A 21175-nucleotide genomic window follows, 5' to 3' on the forward strand; every position below is an offset into this window, starting at 1 on the left:
CATTCCCACGCGGAGCGTAGGAACGATCAGGTGTCAGATGTTCTGGCGATCGCCTTTAGGGTCAAAGAACACCGAAGAAACAATCTCCGCCTCGATCACGCTGCCATCCGCCAACGGTGCAAACACCCGCTCGCCGATGCGCTTCAAGCCGCCCTTCACTACGCCCATGGCAAACGAATAGCCGAGGGAGTTGTGGGCATAACTGGAGGTGACGTGGCCGACCATCTTCATCGGGATCGTCTGCTTGGCGTCGAACACCAACTGCGCGCCTTCCGGCAGCCACACGTTCGGGTCAATCGGCTTCAAGCCCACCAGTTGCTTGCGGTCTTCACGCACGCAATCTTCGCGATTCATCCCGCGCCAGCCGATCCACGAGAACGGTTTGGTGCGGCCTACACACCAGCCCATGTTCAGGTCGTCCGGGGTCATCGAGCCGTCGGTATCCTGGCCAACGATGATGAAACCCTTCTCGGCCCGCAGCACGTGCATGGTCTCGGTGCCGTAAGGCGTCAGGTTGTACTTCTTGCCGGCCTCGACGATTTTCTCGAGCACGCCCATGGCGTAGTCGGCCTGCACGTTGACTTCGTACGACAGCTCACCGGTAAACGAAATCCGGAACACCCGCGCCGGCACGCCGCCTACCAGGCCTTCTTTCCAGGTCATGAACGGGAAACCGTCCTTGTCCAGGTCGATGTCGGTGACTTCGCTCAACAGCTTGCGGCTGTTGGGGCCGGACAAGGTCATGGTTGCCCAGTGGTCGGTGACCGAGGTGAAGTACACCTTGAGGTCTGGCCATTCGGTCTGCTGGTAGATTTCCAGCCACTGCAGTACGCGCGCTGCGCCGCCGGTGGTGGTGGTCATCAGGAAGTGGTTGTCGGCCAGACAAGCGGTGACGCCGTCGTCGAAGACCATGCCGTCTTCCTTGCACATCAGGCCGTAGCGGGCCTTGCCCACGTCGAGCTTGGTCCAGGCGTTGCTGTAGATGCGGTTGAGGAACTCGCGGGCATCCGGGCCCTGAATGTCGATCTTGCCGAGGGTGGACGCATCCAGCAGGCCGACGCTGTCGCGCACCGCCAGGCATTCGCGTTTCACGGCGGCGTGCAGGTCTTCACCGTTGCGCGGGAAATACCACGGACGCTTCCACTGGCCGACGTCTTCAAACTCGGCGCCGTTTTTCACGTGCCAGGCTTGCAGCGCGGTGTAGCGCACCGGCTCGAAGATGTGCCCACAGTGGCGGCCCGCTACTGCGCCGAAGGTCACCGGCGTGTAGTTGGGGCGGAACATGGTGGTGCCCATCTGCGGGATGGTCACGTTCAGCGAACGGGCCGCGATGGCCAGGCCGTTGACGTTGCCGAGCTTACCCTGGTCCGTGCCGAAGCCCAGTGCGGTGTAGCGTTTGACGTGCTCTACCGACTCGAAACCTTCACGGGTGGCGAGTTCGATAGCGGCCGCGGTGACGTCGTTTTGCAGGTCGACAAATTGCTTCGGCGCCCGTGCGGTAGCTTTCTCGTGAGGCACCTGGAACAGCGCCAGGGTCGGCTCTTCCAGACGGCTCAAGGCTTTGGGCAGCGTCCCTTCCACCGGCGCAAACCCGGCTTCGCTGGCCGCGCGCACGCCACCTTCAAAACCGTCAGCCAGGGAATCGCCGAGGCCATAGACGCCATTGATCCCACCGACGCACACGCGTTTCTGCGGTGCTTCGCCCGGCACAAAACCGAGGATGTCTTCACGCCAGGTCGGCTTGCCGCCCAGGTGCGAGGCCAGGTGAACCACCGGGCTGTAGCCGCCGGAACTGGCGACCAGGTCGCAGTCCAGCCATTCGCCGGGGCTGGTGACTTTGTGGGCTTTCACATCAATGGCCGCAACGCGGGCGCCAGTGACGTGCTTGCTGCCACGGGCTTCGATCACGGCGCTGCCGGTGAGGATGCGAATGCCTTTGGCGCGAGCTTCTTCAACCAGTGCGCCGCGTGGGTTATGACGCGCATCGGCCACTGCAACTACGGAAAGACCGGCGTCAAACCAGTCCAGCGCCACGCGGTAGGCGTGATCGTTGTTGGTCGACAGCACCAGCTTCTTGCCCGGTGCCACGCCGTAGCGGCGCACATAAGTCGATACCGCACCCGCCAGCATGTTGCCCGGCACGTCGTTGTTGCCGTACACCAGTGGACGCTCGCAAGCACCGGTGGCCAACACGACGCGCTTGGCGCGAACACGGTGGATACGCTGACGCACCTGGCCGATCGGCGCACGGTCACCGAGGTGGTCGGTAAGGCGTTCGTGAATGGTCAGGAAGTTATGGTCGTGGTAACCGTTGACGGTGGCGCGAGGCAGCAGCACCACGTCCGGCAGGGATTTCAGTTCCGCAATAACACTGGCAACCCACTCGGCCGCCGGCTTGCCATCGAGGCTTTCGCGGGAATCCAGCAAGGAGCCGCCGAACTCTTCCTGTTCGTCCGCGATGATCACCCGGGCGCCACTGCGGGCAGCCGCCAACGCAGCCGCCAGGCCGGCAGGGCCCGCGCCCACAATCAGCACGTCGCAATGACGGTTCATGTAGTCGTAGGTGTCCGGATCGTTCTCGGTCGGCGAGCGGCCTAAACCTGCAGCCTTACGGATGTACTTTTCGTAAGTCATCCAGAACGATTGCGGGTACATGAAGGTTTTGTAGTAGAAACCCGGCGGCATCAACTTGCCGCCGACCTTGCCGAGAATGCCCATCATGTCGTTGTTCACACTCGGCCAGCCGTTGGTGCTGGTGGCGACCAAACCCTGGTACAGCGCCTGTTGTGTGGCGCGTACGTTGGGGATTTGCGTGGCTTCGGTGGCGCCGATCTGCAGCACCGCGTTCGGCTCTTCGGCACCGGCGGCAAAGATGCCGCGCGGACGGGAATACTTGAAGCTGCGACCGATGATGTCGACGCCGTTGGCCAGCAGTGCGGCGGCCAGGGTGTCGCCTTCAAAGCCTTTGTAGCTCTGACCATTGAAGGTGAAGCTCAGGGCTTTGTTACGGTCGATGCGGCCACCGTTGGACAGGCGATTGATCTGGCTCATACCTTCTCTCCAGAAGCCTTGGCGGTGAATTGCGGCTTGGTGCCAATCTTGTAGGTTTCAAGAATTTCGTAGGTCACGGTGTCGCGGGTCGCGTTGAAATACTGGCGGCAGCCGGCGGCGTGAATCCACAGTTCGTGATGCAGGCCGCGCGGGTTGTCGCGGAAGAACATGTAGTCGCCCCACTCCTCGTCGGTGCAGGTGTTCGGGTCCAGTGGGCGCGGGATGTGCGCTTGGCCGGACGCGTGGAATTCCTCTTCGGAGCGCAGTTCGCCACAGTGAGGACAGAAGATATGCAACATAGGGAATTTCTCCTGTTAGTGGGCGACGGCCGCAGCGCCGTGTTCGTCGATCAGCGCACCGTTGTGGAAACGGTCGATGGAGAATGGAGCTGCCAATGGGTGCATTTCACCCTTGGCGAGGCTCGCAGCAAATACGTTGCCTGAGCCTGGCGTGGCCTTGAAGCCACCGGTGCCCCAACCGCAGTTGAAGAACATGTTCGGGACCGGCGTCTTGGAGATGATCGGGCACGCGTCCGGCGTGGTGTCGACGATGCCGCCCCACTGGCGGTTCATGCGCACGCGGGACAGCACCGGGAACATCTCGACGATGGCCTGGATGGTGTGTTCGATCACCGGGTACGAACCACGCTGGCCATAGCCGTTGTAGCCGTCGATGCCGGCGCCGATCACCAGGTCGCCCTTGTCGGACTGGCTGATGTAGCCGTGTACGGCGTTGGACATGATCACGCTGTCGATGATGGGTTTGATCGGCTCCGACACCAACGCTTGCAGCGGGTGGGATTCGATCGGCAGGCGGAAGCCCGCCAGGGATGCCATGTGGCCGGAGTTACCGGCGGTCACTACGCCGACACGCTTGGCGCCGATGAAGCCCTTGTTGGTTTCCACGCCGATGCACACGCCGTTTTCCTTGCGAAAACCGATGACTTCGGTCTGCTGGATCAGGTCCACGCCCAGTGCGTCAGCGGCGCGGGCAAAGCCCCAGGCCACGGCATCGTGACGGGCCACGCCGCCGCGACGTTGCACGGTGGCGCCCATGACCGGGTAGCGGGTGTTTTTCGAGCAGTCGAGGTAAGGGATCTCGTCGGCCACTTGCTTGGCGTTGAGCAGTTCGCCGTCCACACCGTTGAGGCGGTTGGCACTGACGCGACGCTCGGAATCACGGATGTCCTGCAGGGTGTGGCACAGGTTGTAGACGCCACGCTGGGAGAACATCACGTTGTAGTTCAGGTCCTGGGACAGACCTTCCCAGAGTTTCATCGCGTGTTCGTACAGGTGCGCCGACTCGTCCCACAGGTAGTTGGACCGCACGATGGTGGTGTTGCGCGCGGTGTTACCGCCGCCCAGCCAGCCTTTCTCGACCACGGCCACATTAGTGATACCGTGTTCCTTGGCCAGGTAGTAAGCCGTCGCCAGACCATGCCCGCCGCCGCCGACGATGACCACGTCGTAGACCTTTTTAGGAGTCGGCGTGCGCCACATTTTCTGCCAGTTTTCGTGGTGGCTGAGTGAGTGCTTGAAGAGGCCGAAGCCCGAGTAGCGTTGCATAGTCATTACTCCAAAACCGCGCTCAGCGATAAACCGGGAAATCAGCGCACAGGGCGGCCACATGCTTGGCGACGTTGGCCTCCACATCGGCGTCGCCGAGGTTGTCGAGGATGTCGCAGATCCAGCCGGCCAGTTCCAGGCATTGGGTCACTTTGAAGCCACGTGTGGTCACCGCCGGCGTGCCGATGCGCAGGCCCGAGGTCACGAAGGGCGACTGCGGGTCGTTAGGCACGGCGTTCTTGTTGACGGTGATGTGGGCGCGACCGAGGGCTGCGTCCGCGTCTTTGCCGGTGAGGCCCTGACGGATCAGGCTGACCAGGAACAAGTGGTTATCGGTGCCGCCGGACACTACATCGTAGCCGCGTTTGATAAACACGCCGGCCATGGCCTGGGCATTGTCGATCACTTGCTGTTGATAGGCCTTGAAACCCGGCTCCTGAGCTTCCTTGAAGCACACCGCCTTACCGGCGATCACGTGCATCAGCGGGCCACCCTGGGCGCCCGGGAATACCGCAGAGTTGAGTTTCTTTTCAATTTCTTCGTTGGACTTCGCCAGGATCAAACCGCCACGCGGACCGCGCAGGGTCTTGTGGGTGGTGGTGGTGACCACATCGGCGTAGGGCAGCGGGTTCGGGTACAGACCGGCGGCCACCAGGCCGGCGACGTGGGCCATGTCGACGAACAGCAGCGCACCGACCTTGTCGGCAATTTGACGGAAGCGCGGGAAATCCAGGGTCTTGGAGTAGGCGGAGAAACCGGCCACGACCATCTTCGGCTTGTGCTCCACGGCCAGGCGCTCGACTTCGTCGTAGTCGATCAGGCCAGTGGCGGTGTCGATGCCGTATTGCACCGCGTTGTACAGCTTGCCCGAGGACGACACTTTGGCGCCGTGGGTCAGGTGGCCGCCGTGGGCCAGGCTCATGCCGAGGATGGTGTCACCGGCGTTCAGCAGCGCCAGGTACACCGCGCTGTTGGCCGACGAACCGGAGTGTGGCTGCACGTTGGCGTAATCGGCACCGAACAGTTGCTTGGCGCGCTCGATGGCCAGGACTTCAACCTTGTCCACATGCTCGCAGCCGCCGTAGTAACGCTTGCCTGGATAACCTTCGGCGTATTTGTTGGTGAGGCCGCTGCCCTGGGCTTCCATGACACGCTTGCTGGTGTAGTTCTCTGACGCGATCAGCTCGATATGATCTTCCTGGCGCTGCTCCTCGGCATTCATGGCCGCCAGCAGTGCATCGTCATAACCCTGGATCTGGTCTTGCTTGCTGAACATCGCGTCTCTCCCAGCGGCGGCGGTGCGCCAATCGTATTGTTGGGGCCGCCGCACGACGGAGGGGCCCTTTGATGCGATGGTAGGGCTGGCGCAGAGAGGTCAAATGCCTATGGACGCCACGCAAAGGTGCGTTTACGACATGGCCGGAACAACACAGAACAAATGTGGGAGCGGGCTTGCTCGCGAATACGGTGGGCCAGCCAATACATGTGCTGCCTGACACACCGTATTCGCGAGCAAGCCCGCTCCCACAGGGGTTATACGATGATCTTTCGAAGGAGTAGCAGCAGCAAGAAATGCGCGGGATAAAGCGCATACGCCCAGCGCCGCATGGCCGGCGGCGACATTTGCCCGGCCTGTCGCAACAAGACCAATCCGGCCAGCGGCGCAATCAGGCATGTCGCCAATCCCAGCATCGCCACCAGCGTGCCGCTGTCGAGCAGGATCTGCCATTGATTGGCAGCCAGGCACACCACACCCGGCAGCACGCTGAAATACCAGGGCCGGCGAAACACCAGCAACATCGCCAGCGGCAGCAGTACGCCAAAGAAACCGAACATCAACTGCGCCGAGAAAAACCCCGCCAAAACCAGCGCGATCAACGCCAATCCTCGACCAATAACCGTCTTCTGCTGCCATCCCCGGGCAACCAGCAAGCCCAGTGCCAGGGTCGGCAGCACGTTGAGCGTATCGGCTTCGTCAATGAACATCCGATACGGCACCTCACTGATCACACTGAACAGCAGCAACCAGCCCAGATAGCGCCACTGCCCCGTCACCGGCGCGTCCTTGACCCGATGCAGATTCGCCGCAATCGCCAGGCAAAACCACGGGAACGCCAGGCGTCCCGGCACATACAGCCCGTCCAGGCTCAAACCGACGTAACGCAGGTGGTCCAGCACCATACTCAGCAGCGCCAGCCACTTGAGCAGGTCCAGGGCGCCATCGCGGACGCGGCTTACAGGAAGGTGTTCAGAACCGTGCATAATTCCCCAATGACTTTGCATTAACAGTGCGTGCGCCCGCCCGACAATCTTGGGTAAAGTGCGCACCAACATCGACCACAGGACTGGGCCATGACCGACAAGAGCCAACAATTCGCCAGCGACAACTATTCCGGCATCTGCCCGGAAGCCTGGGCCGCCATGGAACTCGCCAACCAGGGCCATCAACGCGCCTATGGCGATGATGAATGGACCCACCGCGCCGCCGACGGTTTCCGCAAACTGTTCGAAACCGACTGCGAAGTGTTCTTCGCCTTCAACGGCACCGCGGCCAACTCCCTGGCACTGTCCTCCTTGTGCCAGAGCTACCATAGCGTGATTTGCTCGGAAACCGCCCACGTCGAAACCGACGAATGCGGCGCGCCGGAGTTTTTCTCCAACGGTTCCAAGCTGCTCACCGCCCGCACCGAAAACGGCAAGCTGACCCCGGAGTCGATCCGCGAGATCGCCCTCAAGCGTCAGGACATCCACTACCCGAAACCCCGCGTCGTGACCCTGACCCAGGCCACCGAAGTCGGCAGCGTCTACACCCCGGAAGAGATCCGCGCCATCAGCGTCACCTGCAAGGAACTGGGGCTGAACCTGCACATGGACGGCGCTCGCTTCTCCAACGCCTGCGCATTCCTCGGCTGCTCGCCGGCCGACCTGACCTGGAAAGCCGGCGTCGACGTGCTGTGCTTTGGCGGCACCAAGAACGGCATGGCCGTGGGTGAGGCGATCCTGTTCTTCAACCACAAGCTGGCCGAAGACTTCGACTACCGCTGCAAACAGGCCGGGCAGCTTGCATCAAAGATGCGCTTCCTCTCCGCCCCGTGGGTGGGCCTGCTGGAAAACGACGCGTGGCTCAAACACGCCCGCCACGCCAACCACTGCGCGCAATTGCTCAGCAGCCTGGTGGCGGATATTCCGGGTGTGGAGTTGATGTTCCCGGTACAGGCCAACGGCGTATTCCTGCAACTGTCGGAACCGGCGATTGCCGCGCTGACGGCCAAGGGCTGGCGCTTCTACACCTTCATCGGCAAAGGTGGCGCGCGGTTCATGTGTGCGTGGGATACCGAGGAAGAGCGCGTAAGAGAATTAGCCGCTGATATTCGGGAAGTGATGCAGGGCTGAACATCCTGGGCGCGGCCATACCCGCCGCGCCCTCCGGGGTTATAGCTCTACCGGCTTGAGCACCTCCCACGCGTCCACCGGACCAAGGTTTTCGATAAAGGTACCGCCGCCGAATTTCACGGCCAACTTGTTGACCGCATTCAATGCGGTGGTCACCGCTCCCTCCGCCCAGCCGCCGGTCCAGGAAACATCATCTCCCGCCAGGATAAACCCGTCCGGGTTACTGTCCCGAATACCGTTCATGAACTGTGAAAACAACCGGCGCTGATACTCGTACTGCCCCGGCAGGTTCATCTTGAACGCGCACAGAAAGAACGGCTCGTTCTCCCAGTTGATCTCGACAAACGGGTCCACCCAGCCAAACTCGGCCGCAAGGTTCAGCTGCGAGTCGGCATACACCGTGTCCAGCAGCGTCGTGCATAGCTCAACGTGGGTCGGCAGTGGTGCCATACGATCACCGAGAAACTTCAGGCTGTCGTCGTTCCAGGTGTAGGAGAGGAACAGGCCACTGCCTTTGTGCGGTCCCTGGCTGGCGGAATAGTCCAGCAGATAGGTGCCCCGGGTCAGACGGTCCGACAAGGTCACACTCATCCTGTAGTGATCGTCGGCGCCACGCTCGGTCCAGAACGGGCGCTGGGTCGCTGCGAACACTTTGGTCGACTGCATGTAATGCGTGCCCATCACCGCTTCCCAAGTGGGTTGCGGCAACAAGCTGTCCATCTGCGTGAACCGGTCCTTGCCGTCCATATAGCGAAACTTGTCGAGAATCCGCACGTGAGGCGTGTAGATCACTGCGGGAAAGTTGTAGCGGGCATCCGCCCCCAGATTGCGGTCATGGATATGCACATCGAAGGTGCCGTCCGCGCGCCGACAGATCTGGCGGACCTCCTGGTTGAACGGCTGCGGGATCACCTGACGGGTGAGCGCTTGCACCGTAATATCGTCGTTCCAGCCGACCACCACGTCGCCCAAATCCCCCGGCGAACGGCTCCACAAGCGCTGGGGCAACTCACTGGAGCCGTCATACATCAGCGAATGGTTGGTATCCAGCCCGGTGTAGAGCACCCGCAAGACCTCGAGGAAGCAGTTTGGATAGTCGGTGTTCCAACCTCCAGTGCCAAAACCGATCTGGCCAAACAGGTCGATATCCGCACGACTCCAGCCGGCCTTCTCGACCATGGCCTCGAAGAAACTCAGGTTGTCCCAACCGTCGGCAAGGAGCGCATTCCACAGCCGCTTGATCTTGGCCTGGTCCAGTGAGCCTTCAGACATGGCCGTCTCCATCTCGCTGAAATGGATGGGGTCAGTCTCAAGGAACACTTCAAAGAACAGGCGCTCGATTTCTGCGTAGTTCGGCGGCAAGTCGCTGCCTTCGTAGTAGGTCTGGAGGTTTTGATAGTCGACCACGGTGCTGGCCGTTGCGGCTGAGCCGGGATTGGGGAAGTCTGCTGAATTGAGGGTCATGCCGACCTTGTCGAAGTAATGCAGCAGCGCCTTGCCCGACTTGGGAAAACGCATGGCGCCCAACTCGCAAATCACACTGTTGGCAGGGTCCTGTGGGTCGCCCATGACCCGCGAATACAAGCGCCCGCCGATCCGGTCCGAAGCCTCGACCAGCACAGGATGTAACCCCATGCGCAGCGCCTCATAGGCAGCCACCAGTCCGGCCACGCCGGCACCGACGATCAACACCTGGGTGCCAAGATGCCGCGTGGCAATCTGGGCCAACGGCTTGCTGTTGGCGGCAGCCTGGGACAGGTAGCGGCCATAGTGAAAAGGAAAATCCGGAATCAGCGCCGTGACGTCATTGGCCAGCAAGCGCTGAACATTGCGGGTACGCGAGGGGATGGCAGACATGGCGGGCTTCCTTGCAATGAGGGAATGTCCACCCCCGACTACAAGGCTAAAGGTGACAACGACGCGACGTGTGGTCAGCGTAGAAGACCGGGCAAAGCCTGGTTATACCGCTTCGAAATAAATCTGATTGAGTTCCATGGCAACTGACGAACAGGCGTTACTTAAGGAAAGTCTGAAGTAATTATTTATCTATCCCGATTCAATATGCCCTCCACTTACCAGATGCTCCGGCACTCAAACACTATAAAAACAGACCGTGAACCTATGAACGCGCTTTCCGAAAAAACGGCTCCGCCCGTCACCCCCGGCCTGAAAATCGAAACCCGCTCCATCGATTACGTCCCGCGCAGTGAACGCCACGGCAAGGTCTGGCATCAAGGCCCCTTCTGGTTCACCGGCAACTTTGTGCTCACCACCATGGTCACCGGTTTCACCGGCGCAGCCCTGGGCCTGAGCATGGTGTATTCGATCCTGGCGATCGTGATCGGTGTCTGCCTGGGCACCTTTGCCATGGCCTTCCACGCCAACCAGGGCCCGCGCATGGGCTTGCCGCAAATGATCCAGTCCCGGGCGCAGTTCGGTTTGCGCGGGGCAATCGTGCCGTTTATCGCCGTGATCTTCGTGTACATCGGGTTCAACGTGTTCAACGTGATCCTTGCTACCGACGCCATCAATACCGTACTGCCGGGCAGCCGTGCGCCGTGGTATGCGCTGATGATCATCCTGGCGGTGGTGATTGCGGTGATCGGCCATGACCTGCTGCACACCGTGCAACGCTGGCTGACCTACGTGATGATCAGCGTGTTTGCGGTGCTGACCGTGGCAGCCCTCATGAGCCTGACCGCCGATGCAGCGGTGGCCAATGCGCACTTCTCCTGGTCGGCATTCCTGATTCAGCTCTCTGCCGCTGCCGGTTATCAGATCAGCTACGCCGTGTACGTATCCGACTACTCGCGCTACCTGCCGCACAAAACGTCATCGCGCAGTGTGATTTTCTGGACCTACCTGGGCGCCGCCGGCTCCGCGTTGTGGCTGATGTCCCTGGGTGCATTCCTGGCTTCCGCCCTGCCCTCGCCCGACGCCATCGGCAGCGTGCGCGCCGTGGGCAACCAGGTGATTCCGGGGTTCGGCACCTTCACCGTGCTGATCGCCGTGCCGGCGCTGATCGGCATCATGGCGGTCAACTGCTATGGCGCGATGCTGACCGGTATCAGTGCGATTGACGGTTTTGTGAAGATCCAGCCGCGCCTCAAGAGCCGGGTGACGGGTATCGGCCTGGTGGCGGCGGTGATTTTCATGATCACCCTGAGCATTCCCGAGAGCTACCTGGCCAGTTTCAACACCTTTGTGTTGCTGATGCTGTACTTCCTGGTGCCGTGGACAGCGGTGAACCTTGCGGATTTCTACCTGGTGCGCAAAGGCAAATACGCCATCAGCGACATCTTCAACCCGGCCGGTATCTATGGCCAATGGGGCAGCGCAGGCCTGGTTGCCTACTGCCTGGGGCTGGTGTCGATGGTGCCGTTCATGTCGCTGAGTTTCTATGAAGGTCCTGCCGCCGCAGCACTGGGTGGCGCGGATGTGGCATTCGTCATCGGGCTGGTGGTTTCGGCAGTGATCTATTGTGTGATGAGCCGCAACCTCGACCGCGAGGCAGAACGTCGTGCTATTGCCGCCAGCGAGGCGGTGCTGGAAGGAGTTCAGCCATGAATCCTGTACGTGTGATGTGTCATCAACTATCACCACGGATCGCCGATGTACCTTACAACCGCGCGCTCTGCGCCGACGCGATTCGTGGCGCAGCGGGACTGGGCGCACAGGTGGTAGTCCTGCCGGAGCTGATACAAAGCGGCTACGTGTTCAATGACAGAGAAGAAGCCCATGGGGTGTCGGAGACACTGGACGGGCCGACGCTTAGCCAGTGGAAGACCCTGGCCGCCGAGCTGAACATCATCATCGTTGCCGGCTTTTGCGAGCGGCTGTCCGCCGGGCGCGTGGCCAACAGTGCGGCGCTGGTAGAACCCGACGGTGGCCTGACGGTGTATCGCAAGGCGCACCTGTGGAATCGCGAAAAGCTGATATTCACCCCCGGCAGCGCACCGCCGCCTCTGGTGGAAACCGTCGTGGGCCGGATTGCCGTAATGATTTGTTATGACCTGGAACTGCCCGAATGGGTGCGTCTGGCGGCACTCGCTGGCGCCGACCTGCTGTGCGCCCCGGTGAACTGGCCCGACGGCCCACGCCCCGGCGGCGAGCGGCCGGGAGAAGTCGTGCGGGTACAAGCCAACGCGGCAGTCAATCGCCTGTTCATCGCCGCCTGCGACCGCTACGGCGAAGAACGCGGCGTCAACTGGGTGGGTGGCTCAGTGATTGTCAGTGCCGACGGTTACCCATTGGCAGGCGGTACCGCCCACCAGAAAGAACTGCGGTTAATGGTTGACCTGCCACTGGCTGAGGCCCGGGACAAATACATCAGCGACTACAACCATGTGCATCAGGACCGTCGACCGGGGCTGTACTGAGCCCGATAACGGATACTGGCGGAATGCCGAGACTGTTTTTTGATATTTCTGACAGCAATCAACCTGAATTTCTTTGACTAGCCTCTTGGAACCCGGAAAGAAAACACCTCCTTCCGGGACTAACCACCAGCCGAACAATCGGCCGAAAACGGAAATCCAGCAGAGGGCAATACCATGGAAGCACAACGCTACGGCAACAATCTTCTAGGCGAAGGCACTATCAGCACCACCGTCATCGACTGGGACGAGTTCAGAAAAACCGCGAAAATCGGTGACACCATCAGCGAGCCGACGAGGACATTGCGGATCACTGACAAAGTCTATGAACTGACAGCATCAGGCCAGCACTTCGTCGTACACATCTACGCCCAATAACCTCTCACTGATCGTTCCCACGCTCTGCGTGGGAACGCCTCCCCGGACGCTCCGCGTCCAGGCCACACCACGATTCAAGGATGAATTGATGGGCAGAAGCCGCTACACCATTACCGAACCTGAAAAGCCACACTTCCTGACTTGCACCGTCATGGAATGGCTACCGCTATTTACCCGCGACTACCTCGTCGGCCACCTATTGAGTTGCTGGCGATATCAACAAACCCACGAACATCTCAATCTCTATGGCTACGTCGTTCTCGAAAACCATCTGCACTTTGTCGCTCAGGCACCGGACCTGGGTAAATGTGTCAGCCAGTTCAAATCCTTCACCGCCCGAATCATCATTGACGACCTGCAAAAACGAGGAGCGGAGCGAGTGTTGCAGCGTTTACGTTTCAGCAAACGGGCGCATAAAACGGACCGGGTTTATCAGCTATGGCAAGAGGGTTCACACGCGGAGCTGGTTTGCAGCGAAGCGGTGATGCGCCAAAAGCTTGATTACATTCACCACAACCCTGTGAAACGGGGTTATGTGGACGTGGCCGAGCACTGGCGGTATTCCAGCGCTCGCAACTATGCGGGACAGAATGGCCTGATTGAAATTCAGCGCTGGGCCTGATCGTTCCCACGCTCTGCGTGGGAATGCAGCCCGTGACGCTCCGCGTCACACAGCGGGACGCGGAGCGTCCAAGAGGCATTCCCACGCGGAGCATGGGAACGATCTGTCCCTGTGAAAGGGGGTTATGTGGACGTGGCCGAGCACTGGCGGTATTCCAGCGCCCGCAACTATGCAGGACAGGATGGCCTGATTGAGATGGCCTGATTGAGATACAGCGCCGGGCCTGATCGTTCCCACGCTCTGCGTGGGAATGCAGCCCGTGACGCTCCGCGTCACACAGCGGGACGCGGAGCGTCCAAAGAGGCATTCCCACGCAGAGCGTGGGAACGATCATTAGAACTCGATGCGCACATCGCCCTTCGGCACGCTGCAGCACGACAGGATGTAACCCTCGGCTTCGTCTTCCTCGGTGATCCCGCCGTTGTGGTCCATCTCGACCTCCCCGCCCAGTTTCATCACCTTGCACGTCCCGCAAATCCCCATGCCGCAGGCTTTCGGAATCAGCAGGCCAAGCTTGGCCGCCGCCGCATGTACGGTCTCGCCCGGTGCCACACGGATGCTTTTGCCGGAAGCAATGAATTCCACCTGATGCAGGTCGGCCAGGTCGATTTCCGGTGCGTCCGCTGCCTGCTCGGCTTGTTCGACTGCATCCGCGCGAGCTTCCGGCGGTGTCGCGCCAAAGGATTCTTCGTGGTAGCGGCTCATCTCGAAGCCGGCAGCTTCCAGCAGGCGCTTTACCGCGTTCATGTAGGGCGTAGGGCCGCAGCAGAAGACTTCCCGCTCCATGAAATCCGGCACCATCAGTTCCAGCATCTTGTGGTTCAGGTAACCGCGATAACCGGCCCAGGGTTCACCCAAGCCGTGTTTCTCGCAGATCAGGTGCAGGCTGAAGTTATCAATCCGCGACGCCATGTGCTCCAGCTCGCGGTGGTAAATGATGTCTTTCGGCGAGCGGGCGCTGTGGATAAACGTCATGTCGACGTTGGCGTTGGTGTCGTAGAACCAACGCGCCATGGACATCACTGGGGTAATACCGACACCACCACTGAGGTACAGCAGTTTCGGGCTCGGGAAGTCGATGGCATTGAACAACCCCACCGGCCCGTGCACCGCCAACTCCTGGCCTTCATGCAGCGTGTCGTGCAGCCAGTTGGACACCTTGCCCCCTGGCACGCGCTTGATGGTCACCGAAAAGCTGTAAGGCACCGACGGCGAGCTGGAGATGGTGTACGAACGCATGATCGGCTGGCCGTCGATTTCCAGCTCCAGGGTGACGAACTGCCCGGGCTTGAAAAAGAATAGGATCGGCTGGTCGGCCATAAAGCAGAAGGTGCGCACGTCCCAGGTTTCCTGGATGACTTTGACGCAACGGACGATGTGCCGACCATTGGCCCAGGTCTGGGTAGTTACCGGATTCAGGAAGCTGTTGGACATGCTGTTCTCCACCGCCGTAGTTCGGCTTTATGGTGGCGATTCTGCGTAACGCGAGAACCACCCATTTACCTATCTGCGACATTCACATACTTATCGCGACCAGCCCCCATACCATGGGGGTTGCGCGTCGGGAACAGAGTGGGCCATGTCGCTCATGGATAAGGTTCTGGCCTTTGTGGGGCCCACACTCGCTCCCAACAAAGACGCTTTCTTTACGCCTTGCAAAGCACCAACCGTAGCCACTATTCGCCGGCCACACAGAATGGCCATGAGGACACACACGATGGACGTCACCGCAACCTTAAGCTTGGGCGATCCGCTGGAACCCGCACGCAAGGCCACCGCGCAAATGCTGCAAGAGCGCGAGCGCACCTTTTCGCTGCCGCAGCCGTTTTACTCTGATGAGCGGCTGTTCGATATCGACATGCAGGAAATTTTCCAGAAAGAGTGGTTGATCGCCGGCATGACCTGCGAGATCCCCGCCAAAGGCAACTACATCACCCTGCAAGTGGGCAAGAACCCGATCATCGTGATCCGTGGCGCCGACGGCGTGGTGCATGCGTTCCATAACGTGTGCCGCCATCGCGGTTCGCGCTTGTGCACCAGCGACAAGGGCAAGGTCGCCAAGCTGGTGTGCCATTACCACCAGTGGACGTATGAACTGGACGGCCGCCTGCTGTTCGCCGGCACCGAAATGGGCGCCGACTTCGACATGAAGCAGTACGGCCTCAAGCCGGTAAACGTGAAGACCGCCGGTGGCTACATCTTTATCAGCCTGTCTTCGACTCCGCCGGCCATCGACGACTTCCTGTCGACCCTGAGCCACTACATGGAACCCTACGACATGGAGAACACCAAGGTGGCGATCCAGACCACCTTGTTTGAAAAAGCCAACTGGAAGCTGGTGCTGGAAAACAACCGCGAGTGCTACCACTGCAACGCGTCGCACCCGGAGCTGCTCAAAACCCTGCTGGAATGGGACGACGTCACCGACCCACGGGCCGACCAGGCCTTCAAGGACCACGTAGCCGCCTCCGCCGCCGCCTGGGAAGCCGAGAAGATCCCTTACGCCCACGCCAGTTTCGGCCTGCGTAACCGCATCGTGCGCATGCCACTGCTCAAGGGCACCGTGTCGATGACCCTCGACGGCAAACAGGGCTGCAACAAACTGATGGGCCGCATCAAGAATCCGGACCTGGGCTCGATGCGCATCCTGCACCTGCCACACTCGTGGAACCACTGCATGGGTGACCACATCATCGTGTTCACCGTGTGGCCGATCAGTGCCCAGGAAACAATGGTCACCACCAAGTGGATCGTGCACAAGGACGCCGTGGAAGGTGTGGACTACGACGTGGACCGCATTCGCAAAGTGTGGGACGCCACCAACGACCAGGACCGTCGCCTGGCCGAAGAGAACCAGCGTGGGATCAACTCCACCGCATACCAGCCAGGTCCGTATTCCAAGACTTACGAGTTTGGCGTGGTGAACTTTGTGGATTGGTACAGCGAGCGGATGCTGAGCAACCTGGGGGCGGCGCCGGCGCCTTATCTCAAGGGTGTCGCGGTACACGAGTAAGCCACACGCTGGCAGGGACCTGGGTTGTACAAAAAACACCCAGCTCTCTGCCAGCCCTCTGCTTTCCTGCCTTCCAGCCATTGCCCAACAACTTATCCACAAAGCCACCCACAGCAATTGTGGGCAACTGCGCTTTCCCGTCGAAATAAAACCAAGAAAATCCGTGACTTATTCAAAGGTAGAGGTTTTTTCCCGCATTGATCGTTTTTTGATCTAAAGTCTGAAAGCCTCGTTCTGCATGGGCTACAGAGGAACGCAAACACCTTATCCACAGAAGCGCCAACAGACTTTGGGGGCAACTTTGGACCCTCTGTGGAAAACCGGCTGAAACTGAGGAGAGTCGCGGGTTTGAGCGCGGAATCAAGCTGAAATGGTGATATTGATCATATTTTAACCAGCAACCTGCAAGCCACGTTTTATATGGCCCACAGCGGATAGCGAACATCTTATCCACAGAAGCACCAACAGACTTTGGGGGCAACTCTGTACTGGGCATTTTCCTTATCCACAGAAAAACCCAAGGAAAAACCGTCAGTTAGGTTGGTTGTTTTTCGTACAACGAGCTGGAGGGCTTGATTAGCATGGGGTGTGGACAGCCGCGAACAGGTTATCCACAGGCGGGTTAACAGGGATTGTGGGTAAAGCCACAATCGCGGCAAACCCCTGTGGGAGCGGGCTTGCCCGCGAAAGCGGTGGATCAGTCGGTACATGAGTCACCTGACACACCGCCTTCGCGAGCAAGCCCGCTCCCACCGTGGATCAGCGCACCACACCTTCTTCTATAAGCAATTTAAGAATGGCTTCAGCGCCTGCTTCCGGGCTCACCCCCTTGAGCACCTGCCCACCGCCACCGCTGGCCTTGGCCGTTGCAGCCTTCATCCGATCGGCACCGCTTTTGGCCTTGATCACCTTGAGCCGCTTGGGCCGAGGCTTGGCCGGCTGCAATACAGCGCCTGTGAATAACTCATCCTCCAGCACCTCAACGTCGTGGGCTTCCAGCACCCCGCGCTGAGCCGGGCCGTAGGCGCTTTGCCGTGGCTTGGGCGCGGCGTTATCCACCGTGGCCAGAAACGGCAGGCGCACCTTCAGGCGCCGCCGTTGGCCACGAGGCAAGGCTTGCAGCACATGGGCCACGCCGCCTTCGATGGATTCCACCTGGGCCAGGCCGACAATCAACGGCCAACCCAGTTGCTCGGCCAGCAGGAACGGCAACATCCCCGAGCCTTCGCCGGTTTCCGCCTGGCTGCCGGTGAGCACCACCTGGGCGCCCGCGTCCCGCAGATAGTCACTGAGTACCGGCAAGGCATCCGCGCCAGCCGGTTGTTCAAGGACATGCAACTGCGGCAAGCCCATGCCCAGGTAAGCGCGCAGGGTCGGTTCGGCGATGTCGCCGGCGTGGAGCACTTGCAGGTTATCCCCAGCCAGTTGCAGGCCCAGTTCCACAGCGCGCGCATCTTGCTCGGCGCGGCGTGGGCGGCCTGAAGTCGGGTGGGCGCCGATGGACACCAGGCTGATTACATTCGTCGTCATGGCCATTTCCTTAAGCCGCATCGCGCTTGGCGCCGTTGCGGTAGGCCTCGACCGCAACGATCAAGGCTTGCAGAATCGCGGCGCTTTCGCCGATCACCGACAAGTCGGCACGCTTGATCATGTCGCAACCCGGGTCGAGGTTGATCGCCACCACCTTGTCGCAGGCACCAATGCCTTGCAGGTGCTGGATCGCCCCGGAAATCCCCACCGCCACGTAAACCCGCGCGGTGACCCAGGTACCGCTGGCGCCGACCTGCCGATCCCGGGCCATGAAGCCGTCGTCCACCGCCACCCGCGAGGCGCCTTCCGTGGCGCCCAACGCGGCAGCAGTCTGGTGGAACAGTGCCCAGTCCTTGACCCCGTTGCCGCCCGAGAAGATGAATTCGGCTTCGGCCATGGGAATCGCTCCCGGATCGACCGCCACCGCGCCCAAATCTTCAATGCGCGGCAAGCTGCGGGCCAGGCTTGTGGATAACTCCACCGGGAGCGCTTCGTGACGGGTTTCACTGACGGGCTCGGCGCATTCCACCGCCGCCAGGATCATGCGTGGCAGTGGCCGGGCCAGGTCTTGCTGGCCGGCACCCGCACGGCCAATACATTCCTCGCCCTTGATCTGCCAGACCCGCGTGGCCGGACGTTCCTTGAGGCTTGCGGCAAAGCGCCGGCCCAATTCCCCGCCACCGCTGCGGCTGTCCGGCAGCAACCAGTGGCGCGGGTTGAACTGGTTATCCACAGCCCGCAGGCCGTGAACCCGTTGCTCCGGTGAATAACCGTCGAACTCATGCCCGTCCAGCACCAGCAGCCGATCCACACCGGCGGTGGCGAAGGCGCTTTCCTTGTGTTCGCCGAACACCACGGCCAATACCGCACCGTCGTCGCCGGCCAGCTGCCGGGCCAGGCCCAGCAAGTCGCGGTCGTGGCTGCTCAGTCGGCCGCCGACCATGTCCGGCACCACGTTGATGTAGAAAGCGGGCGCCGGTACCTGGTGCAGCGGCAACTGCACTTCCACCGCTGCCGTACGCTTGGCCGCGCCGCCCTGCTGGGCGCCGCTGCGGTCAATACGCTTGATGCCGTTGGGGCCGATAAAACCGACACCGTGCACGTTCTTGCGGATGACCCCATTGGGCCCCATCCAGCTGTGTTGCACCGGCTGCATGGCGGCATGCAGCGGGTGCAGGCGGTTACGGGCGATCCATTCGGCCCGTGGGTCGCGGCGGATAATGTCGCTCATATATGCACCTGCGCAGATTCGCGTTTCGGCGCCTTGGCCGGTGCCGCGTCTTCAAGCAACGCGTCAGCTACCAGTTCGGCAATGTCTTTGATCAACGGACGCGGTTCAACCACGCCTTCCAGCATCGCCGTGCACTGTGGACAACCCACGGCCACCAGTTCGGCGCCGGTCTCGCGGATGTCTTCCATGCGCATGTCGGGAATCCGCTGCTTGCCGGGAATGTCGGTGATCGGCGCGCCGCCACCGCCGCCGCAGCAGCGGGAACGGAAACCGGAGCGCTGCATTTCCTTGACCTCGATCCCCAGAGCCCGCAGCACTTGGCGCGGTGCTTCGTACTCGCCGTTATAGCGGCCCAGGTAGCACGGGTCGTGATAGGTCACGCTGCTGCCTTTGTGCTGGCCCAGGTTCAGGGCGCCTGCGTCGATCAGCTCGGCCATGTAGGTGCTGTGGTGCTGCACCAGGTAGTTGCCGTCGAAGGCGCCGTATTCGTTTTTCAGCACATGGAAACTGTGGGGGTCGCAGGTGACGATGCGCTTGAAGCTGTACTTGGCCAGGGTCTGGATATTGCGCGCGGCCAGCAGCTGGAAGGTGGCTTCATCGCCAAGGCGTCGGGCAACGTCACCGCTGTCGCGCTCTTCAAGGCCCAGTACGGCGAAGTCGACCTTGGCCGCTTTCAGGACTTTGACGAACGAACGCAAGGTGCGTTGGTTCCGCATGTCGAACGCGCCGTCGCCGACCCAAAAGAGTACGTCGACGGTTTTCTTGTCGCTGAGCAAGGGCAGGTTCAAATCCGCCGCCCAGTTCATCCGCCCGCCGGGTGCAAAGCCGCCGGGGTTGTCGGTGGCGATCAGGTTTTCCAGGACTTCGGCGCCCTTGTTCGGGGTCGCGCCTTTTTCCAGGGTGAGGTGGCGGCGCATGTCGACGATGGCGTCCACGTGCTCGATCATCATCGGGCACTCTTCCACGCAAGCGCGGCAGGTGGTGCAGGACCACAGGGTTTCCGCATCCACCAGGCCGTTGACGATTGGCTGGTGCGGGTTGCCACTGTGTTCGCCGATGGCTTTGCCAGGGTAAGGGCTGCCGGCGAACTTGGCGTCGGTGCCACCGGCCAGGCCGACCACCATGTCCTGAATCAGTTTTTTCGGGTTCAACGGCTGGCCGGCGGCGAACGCCGGGCACGCCGCTTCGCACTTGCCGCACTGCACGCAGGCGTCAAAACCGAGCAGTTGGTTCCAGGTGAAATCCACCGGTTTTTCCACACCCAGGGGCGCGGTTTTATCGGTGAGGTCCAGAGGCTTCAAACCGGTGGAACGGCCACCGCCGAAACGCTCGGCGCGGCGGTGCCAGGCCAGGTGCAGGGCACCGGCGAAGGCGTGTTTCATCGGGCCGCCCCAGGTCATGCCGAAGAACATCTCGGACACGCCCCACAACACGCCCAGGCTCAGCAGCGCGGCGAGCAGCCAGCCGCCGAAGTCCGCCGGCAGAATCCCGGCCACCGGCAAGGTCACCAGGAAGAAGCTCACCGAGAACGCCATCAGGCTTTTCGGCAGGCGCATCCACGGGCCTTTCGACAGGCGCGCAGGTGGATGGCGACGACGCAGGTAGACGAACGTGGCGCCGACAAACATCAGCACCGAGGCCAGCAGCAAGGCGTAGCTTAGGATGCGGTTATGCAGGCCGAAACCGTGCACCAGGATCGCCAGCAACGCCGAGAGCACAAAGCCCAGGGCGGTGGCGACGTGGGTGTTGGCGATGTATTTGTCGCGGGCAACCACATGGTGAAGGTCGACCATGTAGCGCTTGGGCATGGCCAGCAGGCCTTTGATCAGGTCGACGTTGGAGGAGCGGCCGCGGCGCCACATGTTCACCCGGCGCAAGGCGCCGAGGACGGCAAGGCCCAGGGCGGCGAAGAGCAGGATGGGAAGAAGGGTGTTCAGCATGGTGAAGCTCCCAAAGACCTCGGGGTCAATGATCGTCCCCACGCTCTGCGTGGGGATGCATCCTGTGACGCTCTGC

Annotated in this window: 16 protein-coding genes and 1 pseudogene; 7 read left to right on the forward strand and 10 right to left on the reverse strand. The window is 61.2% G+C overall.

Annotated elements, in window-relative coordinates; genetic code table 11:
- Positions 1-33: 33 nt before the first annotated feature.
- The 5 genes from D109_RS0107910 to D109_RS0107930 form a co-directional block, all read right to left on the reverse strand.
- Positions 34-3051, reverse strand: coding sequence for a sarcosine oxidase subunit alpha (locus D109_RS0107910; RefSeq protein ID WP_017476420.1), 3018 nt, complete (start codon positions 3049-3051; stop codon positions 34-36).
- A complete protein-coding gene (locus D109_RS0107915; RefSeq protein WP_003209187.1) occupies positions 3048-3350 on the reverse strand; it encodes a sarcosine oxidase subunit delta in 303 nt (100 codons plus the stop codon). Before D109_RS0107915 ends, D109_RS0107910 begins: the two co-directional genes overlap by 4 nt.
- Positions 3351-3365: 15 nt before the next feature.
- Positions 3366-4616, reverse strand: coding sequence for a sarcosine oxidase subunit beta (locus tag D109_RS0107920; protein WP_003209185.1), 1251 nt, complete (start codon positions 4614-4616; stop codon positions 3366-3368).
- 22 nt (positions 4617-4638) lie between these two features.
- Complete coding sequence (gene glyA / locus D109_RS0107925; RefSeq protein WP_017476421.1) at positions 4639-5892, reverse strand: serine hydroxymethyltransferase; 1254 nt, start codon at positions 5890-5892, stop codon at positions 4639-4641.
- A gap of 257 nt (positions 5893-6149) precedes the next feature.
- Entirely contained in the window at positions 6150-6878 is a 729-nt protein-coding gene (locus D109_RS0107930; RefSeq protein ID WP_017476422.1) for a TraX family protein, read from the reverse strand.
- A gap of 90 nt (positions 6879-6968) precedes the next feature.
- Here D109_RS0107930 and D109_RS0107935 point away from each other — a divergent pair, with 90 nt between their 5' ends.
- Positions 6969-8009, forward strand: coding sequence for a low specificity L-threonine aldolase (locus tag D109_RS0107935; protein WP_017476423.1), 1041 nt, complete (start codon positions 6969-6971; stop codon positions 8007-8009).
- A gap of 39 nt (positions 8010-8048) precedes the next feature.
- Here D109_RS0107935 and D109_RS0107940 read toward each other — a convergent pair whose 3' ends face one another.
- Positions 8049-9866 carry an NAD(P)/FAD-dependent oxidoreductase gene (locus D109_RS0107940; protein WP_017476424.1) on the reverse strand — a complete coding sequence of 606 codons (1818 nt, stop codon included), beginning with the start codon at positions 9864-9866 and terminating at the stop codon, positions 8049-8051.
- 264 nt (positions 9867-10130) lie between these two features.
- Between D109_RS0107940 and D109_RS0107945 the strand changes: the two genes are divergently transcribed.
- The 5 genes and pseudogenes from D109_RS0107945 to D109_RS1000000134730 all read left to right on the forward strand — a co-directional run.
- A complete protein-coding gene (locus D109_RS0107945) occupies positions 10131-11576 on the forward strand; it encodes a cytosine permease (protein ID WP_017476425.1) in 1446 nt (481 codons plus the stop codon).
- Entirely contained in the window at positions 11573-12388 is an 816-nt protein-coding gene (locus tag D109_RS0107950) for a nitrilase-related carbon-nitrogen hydrolase (RefSeq protein ID WP_017476426.1), read from the forward strand. The genes D109_RS0107945 and D109_RS0107950 overlap by 4 nt, the downstream gene beginning before the upstream one ends.
- A gap of 174 nt (positions 12389-12562) precedes the next feature.
- On the forward strand, positions 12563-12763 hold the full coding sequence (locus D109_RS0107955) for a hypothetical protein (RefSeq protein WP_017476427.1): 201 nt from the start codon (positions 12563-12565) through the stop codon (positions 12761-12763).
- A gap of 88 nt (positions 12764-12851) precedes the next feature.
- A complete protein-coding gene (locus D109_RS0107960; protein ID WP_017476428.1) occupies positions 12852-13385 on the forward strand; it encodes a hypothetical protein in 534 nt (177 codons plus the stop codon).
- 120 nt (positions 13386-13505) lie between these two features.
- Positions 13506-13589: pseudogene (locus D109_RS1000000134730) on the forward strand (transposase); the annotation flags it as partial.
- 129 nt (positions 13590-13718) lie between these two features.
- On the opposite strand, the gene gbcB reads toward D109_RS1000000134730, so the two are convergent.
- Positions 13719-14819, reverse strand: a complete 1101-nt coding sequence (gene gbcB / locus D109_RS0107965; protein WP_017476429.1) for a glycine-betaine demethylase subunit GbcB — start codon at positions 14817-14819, stop codon at positions 13719-13721.
- 283 nt (positions 14820-15102) lie between these two features.
- Between gbcB and gbcA the strand changes: the two genes are divergently transcribed.
- Positions 15103-16398, forward strand: a complete 1296-nt coding sequence (gene gbcA / locus D109_RS0107970; protein WP_017476430.1) for a glycine-betaine demethylase subunit GbcA — start codon at positions 15103-15105, stop codon at positions 16396-16398.
- A 759-nt stretch (positions 16399-17157) separates the two neighbouring features.
- Here gbcA and D109_RS0107975 read toward each other — a convergent pair.
- From D109_RS0107975 to dgcB, 3 genes are read right to left on the reverse strand one after another with little or no spacing between them, the layout of a single operon-like run.
- Entirely contained in the window at positions 17158-17928 is a 771-nt protein-coding gene (locus D109_RS0107975; protein ID WP_017476431.1) for an electron transfer flavoprotein subunit beta, read from the reverse strand.
- A gap of 10 nt (positions 17929-17938) precedes the next feature.
- Positions 17939-19159 (reverse strand): electron transfer flavoprotein subunit alpha/FixB family protein, encoded by a 1221-nt coding sequence (locus D109_RS0107980; RefSeq protein ID WP_017476432.1) that lies wholly within the window; start codon positions 19157-19159, stop codon positions 17939-17941.
- Complete coding sequence (gene dgcB, locus D109_RS0107985; protein ID WP_017476433.1) at positions 19156-21099, reverse strand: dimethylglycine demethylation protein DgcB; 1944 nt, start codon at positions 21097-21099, stop codon at positions 19156-19158. Before dgcB ends, D109_RS0107980 begins: the two co-directional genes overlap by 4 nt.
- Positions 21100-21175: the final 76 nt, after the last annotated feature.

The organism is Pseudomonas sp. PAMC 26793 (genome assembly GCF_000313235.1).
In the GTDB taxonomy this organism is placed as follows: Bacteria; Pseudomonadota; Gammaproteobacteria; order Pseudomonadales; family Pseudomonadaceae; genus Aquipseudomonas; species Aquipseudomonas yamanorum.

Coding starts and splice junctions, on each gene's coding strand:
- D109_RS0107935 (WP_017476423.1), top strand. CDS start 6,969: ATGACCGACAAGAGCCAACAATTCGCCAGCGACAACTATTCCGGCATC.
- D109_RS0107920 (WP_003209185.1), bottom strand. CDS start 4,616: ATGCAACGCTACTCGGGCTTCGGCCTCTTCAAGCACTCACTCAGCCAC.
- D109_RS0107915 (WP_003209187.1), bottom strand. CDS start 3,350: ATGTTGCATATCTTCTGTCCTCACTGTGGCGAACTGCGCTCCGAAGAG.
- D109_RS0107980 (WP_017476432.1), bottom strand. CDS start 19,159: ATGAGCGACATTATCCGCCGCGACCCACGGGCCGAATGGATCGCCCGT.
- glyA (WP_017476421.1), bottom strand. CDS start 5,892: ATGTTCAGCAAGCAAGACCAGATCCAGGGTTATGACGATGCACTGCTG.
- gbcB (WP_017476429.1), bottom strand. CDS start 14,819: ATGTCCAACAGCTTCCTGAATCCGGTAACTACCCAGACCTGGGCCAAT.
- D109_RS0107945 (WP_017476425.1), top strand. CDS start 10,131: ATGAACGCGCTTTCCGAAAAAACGGCTCCGCCCGTCACCCCCGGCCTG.
- D109_RS0107955 (WP_017476427.1), top strand. CDS start 12,563: ATGGAAGCACAACGCTACGGCAACAATCTTCTAGGCGAAGGCACTATC.
- D109_RS0107960 (WP_017476428.1), top strand. CDS start 12,852: ATGGGCAGAAGCCGCTACACCATTACCGAACCTGAAAAGCCACACTTC.
- dgcB (WP_017476433.1), bottom strand. CDS start 21,099: ATGCTGAACACCCTTCTTCCCATCCTGCTCTTCGCCGCCCTGGGCCTT.
- D109_RS0107930 (WP_017476422.1), bottom strand. CDS start 6,878: ATGCACGGTTCTGAACACCTTCCTGTAAGCCGCGTCCGCGATGGCGCC.
- D109_RS0107975 (WP_017476431.1), bottom strand. CDS start 17,928: ATGACGACGAATGTAATCAGCCTGGTGTCCATCGGCGCCCACCCGACT.
- D109_RS0107910 (WP_017476420.1), bottom strand. CDS start 3,051: ATGAGCCAGATCAATCGCCTGTCCAACGGTGGCCGCATCGACCGTAAC.
- gbcA (WP_017476430.1), top strand. CDS start 15,103: ATGGACGTCACCGCAACCTTAAGCTTGGGCGATCCGCTGGAACCCGCA.
- D109_RS0107950 (WP_017476426.1), top strand. CDS start 11,573: ATGAATCCTGTACGTGTGATGTGTCATCAACTATCACCACGGATCGCC.
- D109_RS0107940 (WP_017476424.1), bottom strand. CDS start 9,866: ATGTCTGCCATCCCCTCGCGTACCCGCAATGTTCAGCGCTTGCTGGCC.